The sequence below is a fragment of the Lactobacillus laiwuensis genome, assembly GCF_019972835.1.
Lineage (GTDB): Bacteria > Bacillota > Bacilli > Lactobacillales > Lactobacillaceae > Lactobacillus > Lactobacillus laiwuensis.
Map to the genome: position 1 here is coordinate 21,553 of NZ_BPPB01000007.1, position 19,873 is coordinate 41,425.

Below are 19,873 nucleotides of genomic sequence, written 5' to 3' on the forward strand. Positions count from 1 at the left end.
GCTTTTCAACTAATTATTCGTATTTATCAAGTAAATTACTAATTATTAACTTAAAAATAGTTTTATTGTTCTTATTTTATAATTTTGCTTTAGAGAAAAAACGATAATAAATCTTACTATCGCTTATTTTAATCTCTGTATATATTAATTAATATTTTATCCGAACATTTGACTATTTTTTAAATATAATTTTTTGCCATTAGCCAAAAACTAATAGTTATCTTTCACAAAAATCTCATGATCAACTTTGGCTCGGCCATTATTATAGTTAAAAGAATATCCTGGTTGAACGTTAAACAAATAGACATTAAAATCAAGTTCTCCGTCAGTCGACACCGCTTGTAAATTAATTCCCCTAGCCATTAATTCGTCTCCACGAAAAATCGGCGTAGCTTGATAAATCACTTTTTTATTCTGTCTTAGTGCCACACGTATACGGCTTTCAAACATTGTTTGAATTCTTTGGTTGGAAAAAGCAGACTGTGTGAACAAATTTTTAGGGTTATTTTGGTCACCTGAATGATTACCGGGATTGAAGTTGCCTTCAAGGTCAATGCCCGCAGAAACTGAATAAGCTATCAGATGTCCGCGATTATAGATTTGCGTACCATTGCGTCGGTTATAATGCCAGCCGGTCGGTTCAACGAATTGACGGACCCTTAGACTGTCGTTAGCAACGTTACGCTTTTGCAAAAAGGCCGTATTGGAATGAGATGTCCTATTTAAGCTATCTAAGTCAGAATAAATAACCCGATTAACACGCCAGGCATTTTTGATTAAAGTTGAATGGTCATTATTGACTGTTATGTAAGACGAACCACCACTCTTAAAGTTTAAATTAGCCAGTTTTTGGTAATCTTCATGTGACAGCCCACCATAAACCTTATTGGCAGGTTTGGCCTTACCAATTTTATTGCTCTTCTGCCGGTCGCTGCGGGTAATCCTGTTCATTGTCTGGTGTCCACTTGGGTCTGAGCCACCTTTAGTAGAAACAAACCAGAACAAGAACAGGATAATAATCACTATTGCCCAGAAATCTCCATTAGTTGTTTTATTGCTTCGTCTGCTCCTCCTGCGTGCCATTCACATTGCTCCTTGTTTAATAATAATTAAGTATAGCTAATCGAACTGTTGTTTGCAATAGGAACAAGAAAAAAGCAAGGTTGATGATCTCTTGCCTCCTAAATTCTAACTTCTGGCCCATTCATCCAGCATATTCAAAAAGTAGCTTTCAGACAAGCGCTTAATCTTGCTGCCAGCATGATTATATTCCCTTGCCTTCAACGTTTCCGGATTATTTTTACTAAAAAAGCCATCATCACTCATGATTAAATAGTCTGTATCAGCTTTGACACCGCTTTGAGCTATGCCATTCATATTATTAACCATTTGAGCGGCTTCAGTGCCGTTTATTTCTACCTCAGGAGCAAAAGCAATCTTTTTATTATTAACCGGATTACGAAATCCTAATTCCCAGACTTCCAGCTCTTCCTGCAGCAAATCAATGTTTTTCAGTTTGCCTTGTGCTTCTTGCAATAGTTCAGGGGTAAAATGCTGGCGAAAATCATCATAAACTTTTTTAGTATCAAGGGAATCTTCCAGACCATGATGCTGTTCTACTTGTGCAATGCCTGCGCGCTGAATACAGTCAAGCAAGCGATTGTGCTGTTGCGGATAATATACTCGAGCTAAACGCAACACATCGACATAATCGTTACTAAGCTCCGGCAAATGAAATTTTCGTGCTAAATCATATAAAAAATTGAGATCGAAATTGACGTTATAGCCAATGATAATATCGTCACCAATAAACTTGCGAAAAGACGTCATTGCCTCTTTTACAGGTTTTCCTTTTTCAAGAAGCAGATCTTCGGTAATACCATTTAACTTAGTGATAAAACTCGGCACCCGATTTGACCGGGGATAAACAACCAGTTGACTAAACTCATCTACTACATGGTTAGCTCGAACTTTAACTGCACCTAGTTCCGTTACATGATCGCGATAGGGATTTAAGCCGGTGGTTTCAATATCAAGCATTGTATAGTCAGAAATGAAGTCAGGCCATTCTTGACCCTTGCCCCGGATCTTGTCTTGGACGCCAGAAACATGCAGTACGCCTTTTTTTACATAAATACTCATAAAAATCAGTTACTCCATCACTAAACTGTTAATTAAACTTGCTGCATCAGCATTCATACCAGCACTGCGTTCTTGAATTTCCGGTAATAAATTTTCCTGCTTAAAGTCAGCAGCCACATAGGACCACTGCGGAAATTCAGCCACTAAACGTTCAATTGGCTCCCGTAGCTGCGGACTGGTTTCATCAACTCCCAGTTCCAAAAAGACGGTAGCTTTATCTTCATTGCCGGTTAGAAACCAGCGAAAACGAGTGTTGGCTTCGGTTTCTGGATAAAAATGATCATTAAGAGGCATGTGTATTTCCAATGGTTGACCACATACTTCACATTTTGGCACCAATTTTTCTATGTCTTCATCCGGCTTCTTGGCAGCAATCTTTTGGATGACATTCTGACAATTCCGCAGCCCATGATTAATTCCACTCGAGCATTGCGCTTTAGTCCAATCGCCAAAAGCATTAAAAATGCGGTTAGTGTTGAAGCCCGCATTTTCAAAAAAGTGGCCAAAAGTTGAGGTAGCAACGAAATATGGTCTATGTCCAATTAACTGCAGAAGTTGTTTTAGCGTCTGACTAGGATGATAATCAACGGAATATTTTTGAATAAGGTTTGACCATAACTGCCACTTTTCAGACCAAGAGCAAATATGCTGATCAAGTGCAAAGCCGACTGAGTGGACATCATACTTTTGGACAACTTCAGGAAAACTCTGCTCAAAATCTTCCTGACCCAACAGATCAAGCCCTTCAATTTTAGCTAGACCGTTGCCAGCAACAACAACTACAAATGCCGCATTTTGCACTAATTCTCGTGCCTTATTCAAATTTTCCATCTAAATCTCTTCTCTATTTTTGGTTGTAAGCAGTAAATGAAAGCTTCCCATCTTCAATTTCACCTAAGAAAATATCACTAGCATCATTATAACCAGCTTGCTTCACTTGCTCTTCTAACCACTTATCGTCCTTATTAATAGATTCAAGCACATCTTCATTGATTTGACCATCATTAATTAACGGAAAACGGACATTTTTTTCATCCTTTTTAATAACCGTCAGCTGACCATTCTTTTCAAAGATGCAATTCTTCACTTTATCAACTGAATAAATGCCTTGACTACGCAATTTAAACATTAATTCATTGGCTGAAAGCCCGGCAGACAAGCAATTACGGGATAAAACCTGACCGTCTTTAATTATCTGAATTGGTTTGCCATCAATTAAGCTGCGGATAAAGTTACTGTGTTCTCTGGCAAATTTTAGGATAAAAACGACCAAGGTCCAGACGATTAAAACCAGCAGAAACTGCAAAACGGAAATATTTGCGTTATAAATAACTCCACCAATGATGCCACCAAGAACATAATTTTGAAGTTGGTCTAAAGCAGTGGTCGGAGCTATGTTGCTCTTGCCAAAAACATTTATTTGAAAAATTAATGTTAACACACCTAAGGCAAATTTAATAAAAAGCTGTGTATAATTCATTATTGCTTTCCTCCTAATTCTTCACATTGACTTCGTGATTAATTACATGAGCCTGTTTTAAAGAATATGAATTGTTATCGTCATTTAGTTCCAGTTGATAGTCAATGTCTTTGGAATCAACTCTGACAATGAGGCCGTTTTGCAAGGTGGTAGAACTGACCATGACATCTGAAACTGGAACCTTATGATCTTTAGCAACTGATTTAATAAAAGGCGCAATCTGTTCGGATTGGGATTTTACTACATTAGTTTGCACATATTTTTCGTATTGCGTTCCCATAAATAAAAGTAAAAACAAAAGTGCAATAATACCCAGATCCCGGTAGCGGGTGTCAAATCTGTGGCGCAGGTAAAGAACAGTGAAAGCGATCATGGTCAATGCTGCAACTGCAATCAACACATAGAGAATGGTTCTACTGGTGTTTTGATTTTGCTGGATATATTTAAGTGTGTAAAAAGTCATAACATAATTACCTCTATCAAAATACTTTATTCTAATTTCTATATAACTAACTTAGCGTAAAATTGCCAGCTAATTATTTTTTATTTTTACCAAATAAACCTTAAAAATGCCTAATTCCTCCTTTTTAGCTTATTCAACTATGTTTATAAGCTTACCTATTATCAGTATAACAAAAAAGCAGTTAGAACCTATCTAACTACTGCTTATTAGTATTCAATTTATTTCTAGTTTTGAGAAGCATCTGTTGCTGTATCCAAACTTTCGCCTTTTGCATCAAAGTCTTCTTTTAAATACTCGCTAGCATCTAGATCTTTTAACTATTTGAGTTCAGCCATTTTCATTCTTTTTAATCTTTATCTTAAATAATAAGCTAATTGTAACATGCAAGTGCTTAACTTAAAGCTAATTTTTATATTATCTCTCATTTTTGGCATTGGTTTTTCTTTCTATTATAATGAGCTAAAATAGAGACTAGTTGATAACGATTAAAGGAGAAAAATATGAAAACAGGTACCAAAATTATTACACTGGATAATGGCTATCATTTGTGGACAAACACTCAGGGTCAGGGGAACATTCATCTGTTAGCTTTGCACGGTGGTCCCGGAGGCAACCATGAATACTGGGAAGATACTGCCGAGCAATTAAAAAAGCAAGGCTTGGACGTGCAAGTAACGATGTATGATCAACTTGGTTCCCTTTATTCCGATCAGCCGGATTATTCTGATCCTAAAATTGCTAAAAAGTATTTGACCTACGAGTACTTCTTAGATGAAGTTGACGAGGTCCGTGAAAAACTGGGTTTAGACAATTTTTATTTGATTGGTCAAAGCTGGGGCGGACTTCTGGTACAAGAATATGCCGTTAAATATGGTCAGCACCTAAAGGGCGCAATTATTTCCTCAATGGTCGATGATATTGATGATTATGTTAAAGCCGTGAATCGTCGCCGCCAAGAAGTTTTGCCCCAATCTGAAATTGACTTCATGCATGAATGTGAAAACAATAATGATTATGACAATGACCGCTATCAAGAAGATGTCAACATTCTCAACATTAACTTTGTTGACCGCAAACAGCCATCTAAGTTATATCACCTCAAAGATATTGGCGGTTCTGCTGTTTACCAAGCATTTCAAGGCGATAATGAGTTTGTCATTACTGGCAAACTAAAAGACTGGCACTTTAGAGATCAACTCAGAAATATTAAAGTACCAACTTTGTTAACCTTTGGCGAAAATGAAACGATGCCAATCGCTACGGCTAAAATTATGCAAAAAGAGATTCCTGATTCCTGCTTAGTTACAACTCCTGATGGTGGTCATCACCATATGGTTGATAATCCAGACGTTTATTACAAACATTTAGCTGATTTCATTAGTCAAGTTGAAGCAGGGACATTTAAAGGAGAATAACAAGTCCAACTATTTTTATACAAGTATAGCTAACAAAAAGCAAGTAGGCAACTGCTTGTTTTTTTGTTCACTTAAAAAAAGCTTATCTGCTAATTACTTTTAGCATAAATAGTGAATTTTTCACTATATTATTTTCCTGTATAAAATAACACTTTTCAAGAATATACTTTTTTAAAAATAGCAATAAAATATTTTACTTAACTTATAAAGCAATAATAATAAATGCAAAAAAATAATTTTTCATACATTTTTACATGTTTAAGTTTTCCCGTGATTAAAGCAATATTTATAAAGATATATCCCTATATATTAAATTTTAAATTTACAAAGAATATATTTTTTGTCTAGACCAATTAGTGTTATTATAAAACTAAAGTATATTTAGATTAGGAAAAAATAACTAGGTGATAATAAATGAAGTTATTAATAGCCATAATATTAATTTTGGGTGGCTGTTCATACATTTTTGATTTAGTTTGGACTCTTTATCTGACATTTAGCAATCATGTTAGGCAAGATCATTACGGTGACCACTGTCGAGATTTCGATACTATGTTCTTGTTAATCCCAGCAATGAATGAATTTCAATCTTTAAGAAAAAACATTCCCTATTTAATGGAATTGCAAAAACAATGTGAGAGTTTTATCAAACTCAAGCTGGTCTTTATCGATGATGACTCTAGTGATGGTACCACTACTTTACTAGAAAAATACGCTTATCATCCTAATGTCGTAGTTGTACACCGCGTAAAGCCTAATGCTCAGCAAGGAAAAGGCCCGGCATTACAAGAAGCAGCTGAACGCATTGCCAAAATGAACTATTCTGAGGATAAAACTATTATTGGTGTCATAGATGCTGATAGCCACTTAGATGCAAATTACCTGTGGCAAGTGGTATATGCCTTTGACCATTCAAATTGCGACTTGCTTCAAACAAGAGTAAATATCTATAATCTGGATCATAATATTGCAGCAATGCAAAATTTTGAATTCACTATTTATAATTCTCTTTTACAAATGGCAAGAACTTATTGGGGTTCATCTTTGGCTTCAGGCAATGGTCAATTCATGACCTTAAAAATGACTAGTAACGTTGGCTGGTCATCATCATTATTGGAGGACTGCGAATTTTCATTAAAAGGCTTATTAAAAGGCTATCGTGGTACCTTCTTAAATACCGTCAGCATTGGACAAGAGGGCGTTACAAAATATAAAAAGCTGATCAAGCAACGTACTCGCTGGTGTCAAGGCGGTTTTCAATGTTTAGGCAAATATAGCAAAAAGATTGTTAAATCTAAATCTATTCCTTCAATGGTTAAAACTTTTGTATTGCTCTTCCTGCTTATTCCAGTATTTTCAATGGTCACAACACCAGCCTCCGCAATTTCATTTATAGTTTTACTGCTTTATATGAAAACGAATGCCTGGATTAGCATTTCAATTATTGCCAGTTTGCTGGTAATAGAATATTTGACAAATACAATGTTAATACTAAAGCATTATCGTGAAACTAAGATTGCTGAGCCTCTGAAAATTTCATATTTGCTAAAAATATTGTTTTTGATTGATTTTTACAGATGGTCGTTAGCCATAGTTCCATATAAAGCTTTGGGCCGAATTTTAGTTGGCAATCAGTCCTGGTCAAAAACTTCTCATACTTAACATGGCAGAAAACTGAATTAGCTTCTATTTTTAAATATTTACATTCAAAAAGACTAATAAATTTGTGTATTGCTAACCCAATTTATTAGTCTTTTGCTTTCTGCAAATTTTATATAATTAAACTCATTTAATTAAGCTACTGTTCTCTATTTTCAATAACTCTTCTGAATTGCAACCAACTCTCACTAAAATTTGAAGTCAGCGAACCAGCTATCTTGTCGGGAGGGCAATCAGGATGCTTTTCAAGTAAACCTGGCATCCTTTCTTTTAATGCGGGAACTTTTTTCCAGTCACTGCTTTGAGCTGACCATGCTATATGTTCAAACGGACTCATATGCTTTTCAGCAAGCAATCTTTTACCCAAATTTGAGCCATTTCTGTTTTTCATTTTAGAGCGGTCATGATAAGAAATTCTGGCACATTCTGAAGCCGATTGCAGAAGCACTGGCTCAAGCCTTTCCCATGATAACAGATCATTTTCTTCAACATCGATAAAAGGAACATGCAATATTCTTTTTTTCAGCGTTCGATACTTGGGACTTGCTTCAAGAACCGCTTTTATCAAAATTGCTGTAGCTTCCATTTCCGGCTGGACGCCAGCAGCAATTCGCAAATCCAGGAAATTTTGCCAAAAAGTTGATGTTACCAGAGTTTCATGCCACATCCATGGTTCAATCAATCTGTTGCAGTCTTGTTTATGAGCATCATTCCATGAAGCTGGAACTGCATCATTTTTATATGCTTCATCATACTTGTCAGCAAATTTTTCCCAGTCACTAGCTTCAGCATCGTAAGGGACTTCTTCTTCATTCATCAGCTGTCGAAACATACCCAGAACGGCTTCATTTCGGGAGTGCAGCCAATTTGCGGTAGATCTTTTTGCCCTTTCCGAATCAGCAAATGGCCCTGTCATACCCTTGTGATTAATAGTCCATAGTGGAATCACAGGTTGCTCCATGACTGGCTTGACGGTAGTCTTTATGCTTCTTGCTCTTGAAGAGGCACTGTTTCTGCTGAAAACCCGATGAGTATTCCACTCGGGAAGAATAAATCTGGGAAACCTGACAATCATAGTTGTGACTCTGTCTGGTGTAATTAAGTTTTCATTCTCAGAAAACTCTCTGGTGATTGAATCTTTTACAATTACAGCAGAATAGCCTCTAAGAACTGGATCCTCGTACCTTGCACAGATGGTCTTGGCACCCTTTGGGGACCAGGGCATTTGTTTTTCTTCCACAATCACTGAAGACCAATCTGGTTTAACTTCACGACTATTATTGTGCACTGTAGTCATTTATATATCTCCTCATTACTTTATTAAGTCACAGACTATAATCATTATTAATCTATCTGCGGCTTTAAACAAATGACCTGCATATATAACCAAAAAGAATTTATAGTTTCCCAACCTGCCTATAAATTCTTGCTTTTTACTATTTTTGCCCAAATTTTTGACGCTAAGGCTTGTTATCGTGCTTGATTTCAGGTGCCAGTAAAAAAATACTAATTGCTGTAACTAGCAAAAGTTCAATGGCTGAAACTCCAATGCCTGATCTTGAGCCTATTTTTTTAGCAACAAGTCCGCCTAAAAGATAGCCCAAAGAGTTTACTCCAATCAGCACTGTTTTATAGATACTCGTAACCCGCCCCAGATATTTTTGTTCAACTTGCTGTTGCCTATTCGTGATGATACTAATATTAATAATTGATTCAATTATAGAAACAAACGCAATAGCTAAAACCATAGTTGGTACATTTTGGTCCAGCGCAAAAAGGGCACGAAAAAGAGCACCTGCAAAAATTAGTAGAATAAACAATAGATTAAACTTAATGTGCTTATTCAACCAATTGACCACCAAAGTACCAATTAAGGCACTGACAGCTGCAATCGCTGAAATTATTCCAATATTTTGAGAGGAAAGTTTTAATTGCGTACGTAATATTATAAGGCTGTCATTATCAAAATTAGCTGACACAATATTAACTAGTGCAGCTAATATTAACGGATACAAAACAGAACGAAGATTAAGGGTATATTGCAGACCTTCCTTTATATCTGTTTTTACCGTTTTAAGTGCAGATTTAAGAGCTGTAAAGCCGGTAAAAGCAGTAGATTTAGTTTTCAGGCTGATCCTTTTTTCCAGTAAAAGGCTAATTAGGTAGAAAATTGCACAAATAACAATTAAAAGACTATGCGAAATATATTGGTATAATATTCCGCCTATAATAGGCAATGTAAAATTAGCTGCATATTGTATGCCATAAACTAGACTGTTTAATTCTGAAAAGTCCTTCTTTTCTACCAAAAAAGAAACAAAAGTAATTTCTGACACCGTATTAATTGTGTTTGTCACGCTGACGACAAGTGATACCGCATAAATAATTAAAATCATGCAATTCACTGTTAGCTGGAATGCAAATGATGCGGAAAGAATCAAGTAGCTGATTAATCTAATCAAATCACTAAAAATGAGAATCTTTTTAACATCTAATTTATCCGTTAAAGCACCTGCTGGAAGACCTAAAACCAAAATTGGCAATGTTTCAATAATGGAAATTATTGATAAGTGAATACCATTTTTAGTGATACCAAGAACCATTAACGGCAATGCAAATGACATTAAAGAGCTGCCCAAGTTATCGGTAATCACTGACAAAAGGTATAGTTTGTTGTTGTTACTTTTTAGTATGTTTTGCATTTGAACAAGTAGCAGCCTTTCTTTAATTAGTGTTTTTTAACGCATTAAATCATCATTGATTTAACAATCATCTAAAACGTTGGTTGTAGTCACCATTTGACACTCCCGGTTCTAATCATCATTGATCTAACAATCATCTAAAACTGGCTCAAAGGAGGACGTGGTTCAACCAAGGTTCTAATCATCATTGATCTAACAATCATCTAAAACTTTCCAATCGCCACACAGAGTAGGCTTGCCGTTCTAATCATCATTGATCTAACAATCATCTAAAACCCAATTTAGTTTTAAAAACAAAATTTGAGGGTTCTAATCATCATTGATCTAACAATCATCTAAAACTGTTACTGATGTTAATGGCAAGGTGACGAAGTTCTAATCATCATTGATCTAACAATCATCTAAAACCCAATTTAGTTTTAAAAACAAAATTTGAGGGTTCTAATCATCATTGATCTAACAATCATCTAAAACTGTTACTGATGTTAATGGCAAGGTGACGAAGTTCTAATCATCATTGATCTAACAATCATCTAAAACGGAATTTACGGTCCCATTAACCGAGAGTATGTTCTAATCATCATTGATCTAACAATCATCTAAAACTAGGGGTTATAGAGTATACTCTACCTTTGAGTTCTAATCATCATTGATCTAACAATCATCTAAAACTGACCAAATAGAGCAATGCAGCCATTATTTGTTCTAATCATCATTGATCTAACAATCATCTAAAACTGTTCCAAATGATAAAATCGCCTGCGCCGTGTTCTAATCATCATTGATCTAACAATCATCTAAAACGGAGCTAACAGTAACAATAATGGCTTCAGCGTTCTAATCATCATTGATCTAACAATCATCTAAAACAAATATCTTGTTTATCCTTACCTGTCTTGGGTTCTAATCATCATTGATCTAACAATCATCTAAAACTTACGCACTGACAACTGCAGTGGAACCTGAGTTCTAATCATCATTGATCTAACAATCATCTAAAACGATTTTGCATTAGACCTTGATATTTTGCAAGTTCTAATCATCATTGATCTAACAATCATCTAAAACCGACGCTAGCTTCTGAGACATTATCAGGATGTTCTAATCATCATTGATCTAACAATCATCTAAAACATTTACTGTTTTGCCATTAATTTTCACAGTGTTCTAATCATCATTGATCTAACAATCATCTAAAACCTCTTAGCAGTGGTAACTGTTGCTTTTTATGTTCTAATCATCATTGATCTAACAATCATCTAAAACTTTTTCATAGCCATTAGCCACTTCTTAGAGGTTCTAATCATCATTGATCTAACAATCATCTAAAACGACGTCACCATAATTTTTTATATTGAACTGGTTCTAATCATCATTGATCTAACAATCATCTAAAACTACTCGTGGTGACGGCAAAACATATAATTAGTTCTAATCATCATTGATCTAACAATCATCTAAAACTACCATCAACACGATATTCAAATGGCTCGCGTTCTAATCATCATTGATCTAACAATCATCTAAAACACGGGATAGCCATACCCCACCAAGCCTCCTGTTCTAATCATCATTGATCTAACAATCATCTAAAACTTAAAACACTTTTATAAAGGTGGATTAAATGTTCTAATCATCATTGATCTAACAATCATCTAAAACTCCGCATGTAGTTTAGTGCTTGTGTCATTGGTTCTAATCATCATTGATCTAACAATCATCTAAAACTTTGTTGGTCTTGCATAAATTTAAATATTCGTTCTAATCATCATTGATCTAACAATCATCTAAAACATATAGACCGTTTGCAAGTTTAAACCTTGTGTTCTAATCATCATTGATCTAACAATCATCTAAAACTTGTTAGAGTAGACGTGAACTGGCTCTTTAGTTCTAATCATCATTGATCTAACAATCATCTAAAACTTTTGCAAATACAAGTAGACGTATGCAGGTGTTCTAATCATCATTGATCTAACAATCATCTAAAACTCGTCGTAATTGAATCCGCCACCATCGACCGTTCTAATCATCATTGATCTAACAATCATCTAAAACTTTCTCACCGCCCTTTAATTCTAGGGCTTGGTTCTAATCATCATTGATCTAACAATCATCTAAAACTTTGACCATTAGGGCAATGCCAGTTTGCATGTTCTAATCATCATTGATCTAACAATCATCTAAAACTTTTTGCCCACATTTTGAGCAATATATTTCGTTCTAATCATCATTGATCTAACAATCATCTAAAACACTGAATATAATTTAAGTTTTGATCTTTCAGTTCTAATCATCATTGATCTAACAATCATCTAAAACATGGGGATTGAATAGTTTAGAGGAATTAAAGTTCTAATCATCATTGATCTAACAATCATCTAAAACGCGTGTTTAGGTTCTGCTCCATAAGTTGGTGTTCTAATCATCATTGATCTAACAATCATCTAAAACCTTCAACAGATGATATTACTAATCTTGTAAGTTCTAATCATCATTGATCTAACAATCATCTAAAACGTTACTCGGCATTGCCATACGATAAGGACAGTTCTAATCATCATTGATCTAACAATCATCTAAAACGCTGCACAAAGTAACAGGGGCAGAGCCTCGGTTCTAATCATCATTGATCTAACAATCATCTAAAACCTGAAAAACGATAAGCAATCACAGAGCCAAGTTCTAATCATCATTGATCTAACAATCATCTAAAACCAAAGAGTGGAACATACCGACTACCTTTGCGTTCTAATCATCATTGATCTAACAATCATCTAAAACAAAAAAATGGAGGGCTCAGTCTGATCTGCTGTTCTAATCATCATTGATCTAACAATCATCTAAAACGCAACACGTCATTTTTCACGCTTGCTAATCGTTCTAATCATCATTGATCTAACAATCATCTAAAACCTATATATTGCCTTCAGACAATGAAAGCGAGTTCTAATCATCATTGATCTAACAATCATCTAAAACTATGGTTAATGATGCCCAGTCAGGTCCTCGGTTCTAATCATCATTGATCTAACAATCATCTAAAACCCAGCACCAGCCAAAGTCAGAAATTAATTTGTTCTAATCATCATTGATCTAACAATCATCTAAAACAGGACACTAAATAGTGTTCTTTTTTATTGAGTTCTAATCATCATTGATCTAACAATCATCTAAAACTCTTTGTCTGACATTTTTTTCACCTTCTTTGTTCTAATCATCATTGATCTAACAATCATCTAAAACAAAGCATCTAAGCATGTGTGGTCTTTTGTCGTTCTAATCATCATTGATCTAACAATCATCTAAAACACCTATCCTGCCAAGATTAAGCAAGATTTAGTTCTAATCATCATTGATCTAACAATCATCTAAAACCTAGTCGGCATCGATATACCCGATCCACGCGTTCTAATCATCATTGATCTAACAATCATCTAAAACATTAAGGCATGTGGTGGAAAAATTAATGGTGTTCTAATCATCATTGATCTAACAATCATCTAAAACGAGATTTGGGTGCTTATGAAACTACTACTGGTTCTAATCATCATTGATCTAACAATCATCTAAAACTATGGATGCAGATAGTTCTGGGTATGATTTGTTCTAATCATCATTGATCTAACAATCATCTAAAACCGATATTTTATAATATGATTTTAATATTGTTGCTAGTACCAATCGATTAGATCCCTATCAATATAGTAAAAAGGTATGTCTTTAGAAATTGCCAAATTTTCTTTTGTCGTGAATTCAATTACAACCAAAATTAAATTCATTTCTGTGACAAGACTAGCTAATTCTTGCCACTCCCGTTCTTCCAAGTAATGAGCTACATTACAAATAACAGGAACTGATTTTAAATTACACGTTTGGTGAATTTTCAAAACTGTTTCTATTATACCATATGGACTGAGCAACATTGATTTATCTAAATGAATTTCTGTAAATTTAAGTAATTTTTTTAAGACTTCATCAAAATCAATTGCTAAAGGTAAGTCTTCAAGTAAAAGTGAATCTTGCAAGGTTGATTCTAAATTATAAAAAGACTTAATCACTTTATTGCGATTTTCTTCATCTAAATTTTTCAGATAACTACTTACAATATGGGGCATATACTTTTTAGTAATATTTCCACTAAGCATTGGATCACCAATAAAATCAAAAGTTTTACTTACATCAAGGGGACTATAATCATCCTCTGAACAAATTAACAGCTTGTTTTTTCCTTGAAAGCCTTGAATTATATCACGGTAAGCAATTGAACTTTGTAAACCAATTACTTTTATTCCAGGATCCTTAAATACCCATTTTTTATGAGTCGCATAAGTTAAAATCATAAAATTACCGTCCTATCTGATGTATTACGCACATCGTCAATTGGCTTACCGACTAAAAAATGCATGTCATTATATTGCTTTTCAGTAACCATTAATGACTGTACTAATCCCCCGTGAGGTAAAAACTTTCTAATACGATTTTCCAAAAACTTAGCCGTTTGTCTCGTAACACAGACCCTCACATATACTGAAAATTGGACCATCAGAAAACCTTCATTAATCAACTTTTTATGAAACTGGCGATATTCTTTTCGTTCTTCAGCTGTTTCTGTTGGTAAATCAAACATTATCATTAAGCGCATTATTCGGTACCTCATTGGTCAAACTCATCTCCATTTCTGGCAATTCCTTACTTTCCCCACTTAGAAATTTTAGACATTCACGTACATAAACTGTAATAGCATTTGTTAAAAGAGTCTTTTTGCCATTAAACTTTATTTCTAAACTTAAAAGTTCAACTAGCCCATACTTAATATCTGGCGTTAGTTCTTTAATTTTTTCATGAGCCTTAACCCAATAATCAACAAATGGTCTAAATGGTTCCATTAGATCCGAGGCTAAATTAAACTGATTTTCCTGTGAACAGTGGTGAATACCAAAATATGTCAGATAGCCATTCATTGCAATTTCTCTATTAAAGCTTGAAAGCAAAATGGCATAGCCATAATCCAATGCTGCATTAATGGCACTGGTATCACGCCTGACAAAGTCCTTATCGAATAAAAGCATAAAGTATTTACGGGCTGCAATTGCCTCTCGATTGCTTTCATCATTAATTTCTAACTGATCAAGTTCACTCTGAACCTCGTCCTTATTCAAATGATAATTATCCAAAACTGCAATCTGATTTTTGATCTTTTGACTAACAATCCTTGTCCACAATACTTCTTTTAAATGTTCATCCCAATTAAACTGTTGCGTTAATTTAGCCATATTCCTTGTTCCCGGATAATAAACAGCTGTTTCAACGATAGGATTTCCTTTATCATCAACAAATATAACTTTGGTCTGATTCTGCGCCAACTTACTAATGAGGGCGCTGGTAATCACTGCCTGTGTAGTTGAAACAAGCAATAAATTAATATCCTCAATTGGTATTTGGTTTATTCCATCACGAGTTTGTACAATCATCATTTGCATTGAATAAGTCAATTTAGCATGCTGCGTGATGATTACTGATCTCCATCCCATATTTTCCTCCTTGTATTTTTAAAAATAAATGTTATACTATAGTTGTTGGTTAGCTACCAACGATCTAATCATTATTGATCTAACAACCAGATTTAAAATCAAACAATGTATCTTTAAGATACTAAGTTTCAACGCGGTATTATTACCGTACTGCCTCAGCTCTATAGCGGAGGTTTTTTTATGCATAAAAATAGGGAACCGGATTATTTCGCTTCCCTATTTTTGTTTACAAATCGGCTATCCTAACCCGTTTTTCGAAAAGTCCAGTTGGTGACTGGTAAATTAATAGTGCATTAGATGACAAAGTTATACCAGAGCTTGATTGTAATCTTCCAAAAGGTGTTCTAATTCCAAGATATTTCATATCTACAGTTACCATATTATCATGTAGACCATTTAAGATGTTACTCAAAGTAGACTTTTTATCAGTAATTGAAAAATCAATAAATTGCTTTCTACCCGTATGTAAACTGTTTCTGAAACCTTTCATGTCAAAAATTGGTAAATATTGATCAACTTTTTGCAAAATCTCATCATATGCTTCTACTAGTAATTGATCTTGATCCTCACCCTTTTTCAAGTTGTCTGTCACTATTCGCATAGTCTCCTGAGAAAGCGTCAGTTGTTTGGCATTAGCTTCATATTGATCAGAATAAAGCATAAACTTTTTGTCACCGTCTAAGACCACTTGCTTAAATGGTACATGATCTTTTATTACTCTAAAGCCTTTAACACCACGTTTAGGTTTCCCTTTGTTATCAAACATAATCTGCGGCTCAAGTACTTTGTGGAGTTTTCCTTGATAGTTTCCTTGTTTTTTAGCTTGATTTAAACTTGCAAGAGTGCGCATCGGAACACCAATAACTTTATAAATAGATTTTTTTGCCTGCTCAATTTTGACAATTACCATATATGCACCACTGTTACCGCTATAGCCACCGTAAATTTTCGGATCGAGTCCATTACCTTTAGGAATCAGCTTTCTAGTCTTCGCAAGGTCACGTTCACCGCGTGGATAAATAGTTACATCAAAAAGGCCACTATTTTCAGTAGTCGTTTCTCTTGAAACCAGCATATACTTATAATTGTATGCTTTACGTAATTTATCAAAAATATCAGGATGCTTGTAAAAGACAATTCGCTCACTATTATTTTCTTTAATTTTTTCTGGAGCTTTACGCTCAGAATTATCCTTTTGCAATAATGGCCACATAAATGTAAAGCCCTTGAAGTGTTTAATCAAATCCTTCTGCAAGTCCGGGTCTTGACTGAACTTTTTATACTTGCCATAAACAAAGTATGGACGATACTTAGGATAAACCTGGTACAGAAAGTTGCCACAAATAATTGAAAGGTAGGCATCAATGGCATGGTGATAGTCATTTACGTCACGACTCTTATACAAGTTTAGTCGTTGACGCAAAGCTGAGTTATCTCCAGCTTTAACAGTAATAATTTCTGCATCTGGGTATTTATTTTGCAAAATAACTGAGACTAATTTAACTATTTGACTCGTTTCTACCAATTGTCTGTTAATAAAACCAGATTTTTGAAATTTATTTAATCTGTCTGGATCAAGTAGCAAATTACCTAGCTTACGCTTATTAATAATGCCATCCTTCTGCCAGTGTTTCCACATTTCACCTACTGTCATCTTCAGGTCTGAAACGTAATTATTGGCAAAGCGCTTATAAGGTACATCATCCGATTTTTCTGCATTTAACGGAGTAGCAGTTAATACTCTGTTATCAAAGGAATCATCTTTAATAAATGACTGTGGCAAAATATGATCAATCTGATAATTTGTCGATACTTCATCAATATTAATTTTTTGCCCCGTATAGGCATCCCTTCCAGCCTGCATAAAGTATAAAAAGTACTTATCTTTTAGCAACTTACGGCTGGTCATCGCTTCCTTTAAAATATCAGTTAACTTCTGATCCACTAGTTCGCCAGCAGTTTCCTGATATGCTTTGAGCAATTTAGTGCCACGAATATGTGACAACTGTGGATTTTTATCAGGTTCACGTGTAAATTCAATCGCAAATTGTGCAGGTTTCTTGCCACCTGCTGCTTTTACAACATCAGCTACTACTTTGACTACCTGCCTTATAGCTTTTTTGTTAGCTGGAGAAGTATAGGCGTCAGCCAAAATCTCTTCAACACCATTTGCTCGAGTAACATTTTGGTTTTCCTTAGCAATTGCTTCTTTAAAATCTGGTTCAGTCACAATTTGCATAAAGTTCTTTTGGCTATCCCACAGTTGCTCCATAATGTTTTGGCCATTTGTATCATGTAATTCTACTAGGAGTCTACGTGATAATCTGCCCCAACCTTGCAGGCGCCAAGTCGAAATTGCCTTAAATTGTTCAGGCGTTAGCCACTTAAATTCCGCATGCAACTTATCTTGGTATATCTTTTTATCTTCAAAAATAGACGAATACTCAATTATTTTTTCAAAGTCTTTTTGATATTGGGGATCTGCTAATTCCTTATCAAATACGTGTAAGCTTTTGAGGTGATAATAGCTCGCCAGACCTGAATTAAATTTAGTTGGATCAGCCAGTCCCTTAATTTCTACAGTTGGCAAATGTAGGTTTTGCTTCAAATAACTTGTCAAGGATTTTTCCGTGACAGTTTTCTTTTCTTCAAAAAGTTCATTGAAAATTTGTTGCTTGAGGTCAACACTGATCCTGCTACCATTGATTCTAATATTATTAAGCTCATTTAAAACTTCAAATCTTTGATAAAGCAAACTATTAGCAGGCAAAACATCTTCACCTAATAGGTAGGTATCCTTAATAGTCATGCGTTTAATAAACTTGTTGGCGGATTCTTGACGGTCTACTTTTTGCTCAAAATTCCAAGGCGTAATCTGACCATCTTCTTTTCTGACCATCCAAGCAAAACTCTTACCGGAAGTTTTTTTCTGTTGATCGGCTGTAATCATCGGACCTACATAATAAGGTACTCTGAATCTAACCAGTTCATCTAACTTGTAAGGTGCTTGTTTACGGTGATCTTCTACTGGGTTTTCTGCAGCTAAAAATGGATAATATTTGCTTTGATTAGCAATAATCTTATCTAGTTCGATTTGATGCAGCTGAAACGGAATTACACCATTACTGTTTGTTCGCTGCTTAGGCATGAAGTTATCTGCAGCTATTGCTTGCCGTATTTCATGAGCAAGATCGGAATCGTCAAGATTATCCTTAACTATTTTATAAAATTCATCTTTGGTTAAAGCTTTTTTCTTTTTTTTATCTCCAAATGTTTTTTTGGCTTCCAGCAAACGACCATGACGATTATTAACGTATAAATCATAAGCTAAAAGCAACTTTTTAGCTATACTGCGGTCTTGCAAAGTGTCGATATAAGCTTTTAACAACTTATAATCTTGATGATGCTTGTCGTACTTGGCTACCATTGACTGTGATAAGCTCTTGTTTTCATCAACAATAGTACTTAAGGTAATCGCGCTAAACAATTTTTCGATTTCAGCGACAACAGTCTGATCACTTTCATCAAGATCCGGTAATAAGGCATCCAGCTTATCATCTGCATCTGCATCCGAAAGTTTGAATTCCCATTGCGCCTTGTCACTTTTATCGATTTCCTTACCTAAAATTGTTTCAAACTGCGTTTTATAGCCCATAATAGCGTTAGCAATTTGCTTGGCCACATTTTTCTCTTCCTTGGCAGTTGAATCTGTTAATAACTTGGCAATTTTCTTGACCTTGTCCATCTTATAAACGGTCTTTTCTGCATCTTTACCGCGTATAACAGCCTCGATCTCGGCAGCGTTTGCGACATTTAGTTCAATAGGGTCTTGGTCCTCAACTATCTTTTCCGCAAAAGCATCATTGATTTTCGATAAAATAGGACCTACTTCAATTTTGGAAGCTTCAAAGTCTTTTACAGGTGTATCTTGTAAAAAATTACCACGATACTTAACAATGTGGTGGATGGCTAAAAATATTTCTCGCAAATCAAATTGACGGTCTTGAGTCATCAATGCGTCACGCAAATGATAGATTGTAGCATAATGTTTATAAAATGCCTGATCTTCCTTAGCAGTTGGAAACACAATCGCCTGATACTTTTTGCGATCTTTATCAAGTGGCGAAACCCATGATTGGTGCAGGCGCACAAAAAATCCCGGATCCACCTTAGCTATTGGTTCTGCAAAAATCTCTTCCAAAAGTCTTAAGCGCCACTTTCTGCGTTTAAGACGTCTTCTAGTAGTCCTAAAACTTCGTCGCTTTGCAGCAGTATGACCTTCTTCAAATAAATGTGAGCCAATTGCTGTTTTTCCTCTGAGCTTTAATAAATTATTTTTCTTATCAGTCACGGCCCAGCCGCAAGAATTGGTCCCGATATCAAGACCTAAAATATAATCTTCATTAACTCTTTTCATCTATTTTCTCCTTTATTTTTTATCATTACTATAAGAATACCCCTTATAACAATAGAATTCA

The 19,873-nt window shown here is 34.9% G+C and carries 13 protein-coding genes and 1 CRISPR repeat array; of the genes, 2 read left to right on the forward strand and 11 right to left on the reverse strand.

Going from position 1 to position 19,873, the window contains the following annotated elements; translation table 11 throughout:
- Positions 1–210: 210 nt before the first annotated feature.
- From LDM92_RS06915 to LDM92_RS06935, 5 genes are all read right to left on the reverse strand, one after another.
- On the reverse strand, positions 211–1,083 hold the full coding sequence (locus LDM92_RS06915; protein ID WP_223902589.1) for a DNA/RNA non-specific endonuclease: 873 nt from the start codon (positions 1,081–1,083) through the stop codon (positions 211–213).
- A 105-nt stretch (positions 1,084–1,188) separates the two neighbouring features.
- Positions 1,189–2,142 (reverse strand): exonuclease domain-containing protein, encoded by a 954-nt coding sequence (locus tag LDM92_RS06920; protein WP_223902590.1) that lies wholly within the window; start codon positions 2,140–2,142, stop codon positions 1,189–1,191.
- A 9-nt stretch (positions 2,143–2,151) separates the two neighbouring features.
- Positions 2,152–2,973, reverse strand: coding sequence for a Sir2 family NAD-dependent protein deacetylase (locus LDM92_RS06925; protein ID WP_223902591.1), 822 nt, complete (start codon positions 2,971–2,973; stop codon positions 2,152–2,154).
- Positions 2,974–2,986: 13 nt separating this feature from the next.
- Positions 2,987–3,622, reverse strand: coding sequence for a DUF421 domain-containing protein (locus LDM92_RS06930; RefSeq protein ID WP_223902592.1), 636 nt, complete (start codon positions 3,620–3,622; stop codon positions 2,987–2,989).
- A gap of 13 nt (positions 3,623–3,635) precedes the next feature.
- Complete coding sequence (locus LDM92_RS06935; protein ID WP_223902593.1) at positions 3,636–4,085, reverse strand: DUF3290 domain-containing protein; 450 nt, start codon at positions 4,083–4,085, stop codon at positions 3,636–3,638.
- A 500-nt stretch (positions 4,086–4,585) separates the two neighbouring features.
- Between LDM92_RS06935 and LDM92_RS06940 the strand changes: the two genes are divergently transcribed.
- Entirely contained in the window at positions 4,586–5,500 is a 915-nt protein-coding gene (locus LDM92_RS06940; protein WP_223902594.1) for a proline-specific peptidase family protein, read from the forward strand.
- A 414-nt stretch (positions 5,501–5,914) separates the two neighbouring features.
- Positions 5,915–7,162, forward strand: coding sequence for a glycosyltransferase family 2 protein (locus LDM92_RS06945; protein ID WP_223902595.1), 1,248 nt, complete (start codon positions 5,915–5,917; stop codon positions 7,160–7,162).
- Positions 7,163–7,298: 136 nt separating this feature from the next.
- On the opposite strand, the gene LDM92_RS06950 is transcribed toward LDM92_RS06945, so the two are convergent.
- From LDM92_RS06950 to cas9, 6 genes are all read right to left on the reverse strand, one after another.
- Positions 7,299–8,456: a hypothetical protein gene (locus LDM92_RS06950; protein WP_223902596.1), complete on the reverse strand. Its 1,158-nt coding sequence runs from the start codon at positions 8,454–8,456 to the stop codon at positions 7,299–7,301.
- Positions 8,457–8,619: 163 nt separating this feature from the next.
- Positions 8,620–9,813 carry an MFS transporter gene (locus LDM92_RS06955; protein WP_238480654.1) on the reverse strand — a complete coding sequence of 398 codons (1,194 nt, stop codon included), beginning with the start codon at positions 9,811–9,813 and terminating at the stop codon, positions 8,620–8,622.
- Between the two features lie 90 nt (positions 9,814–9,903).
- Positions 9,904–13,503: a CRISPR direct-repeat array (repeat unit 36 nt; unit sequence GTTCTAATCATCATTGATCTAACAATCATCTAAAAC).
- A 32-nt stretch (positions 13,504–13,535) separates the two neighbouring features.
- Positions 13,536–14,204 (reverse strand): type II-A CRISPR-associated protein Csn2, encoded by a 669-nt coding sequence (gene csn2, locus LDM92_RS06960; RefSeq protein WP_223902598.1) that lies wholly within the window; start codon positions 14,202–14,204, stop codon positions 13,536–13,538.
- Complete coding sequence (gene cas2, locus LDM92_RS06965; protein ID WP_198180437.1) at positions 14,201–14,506, reverse strand: CRISPR-associated endonuclease Cas2; 306 nt, start codon at positions 14,504–14,506, stop codon at positions 14,201–14,203. The genes csn2 and cas2 overlap by 4 nt, the downstream gene beginning before the upstream one ends.
- On the reverse strand, positions 14,484–15,395 hold the full coding sequence (gene cas1, locus LDM92_RS06970; RefSeq protein ID WP_223902599.1) for a type II CRISPR-associated endonuclease Cas1: 912 nt from the start codon (positions 15,393–15,395) through the stop codon (positions 14,484–14,486). The genes cas2 and cas1 overlap by 23 nt, the downstream gene beginning before the upstream one ends.
- Positions 15,396–15,621: 226 nt before the next feature.
- Entirely contained in the window at positions 15,622–19,812 is a 4,191-nt protein-coding gene (gene cas9 / locus LDM92_RS06975) for a type II CRISPR RNA-guided endonuclease Cas9 (protein WP_223902600.1), read from the reverse strand.
- Positions 19,813–19,873 lie beyond the last annotated feature (61 nt).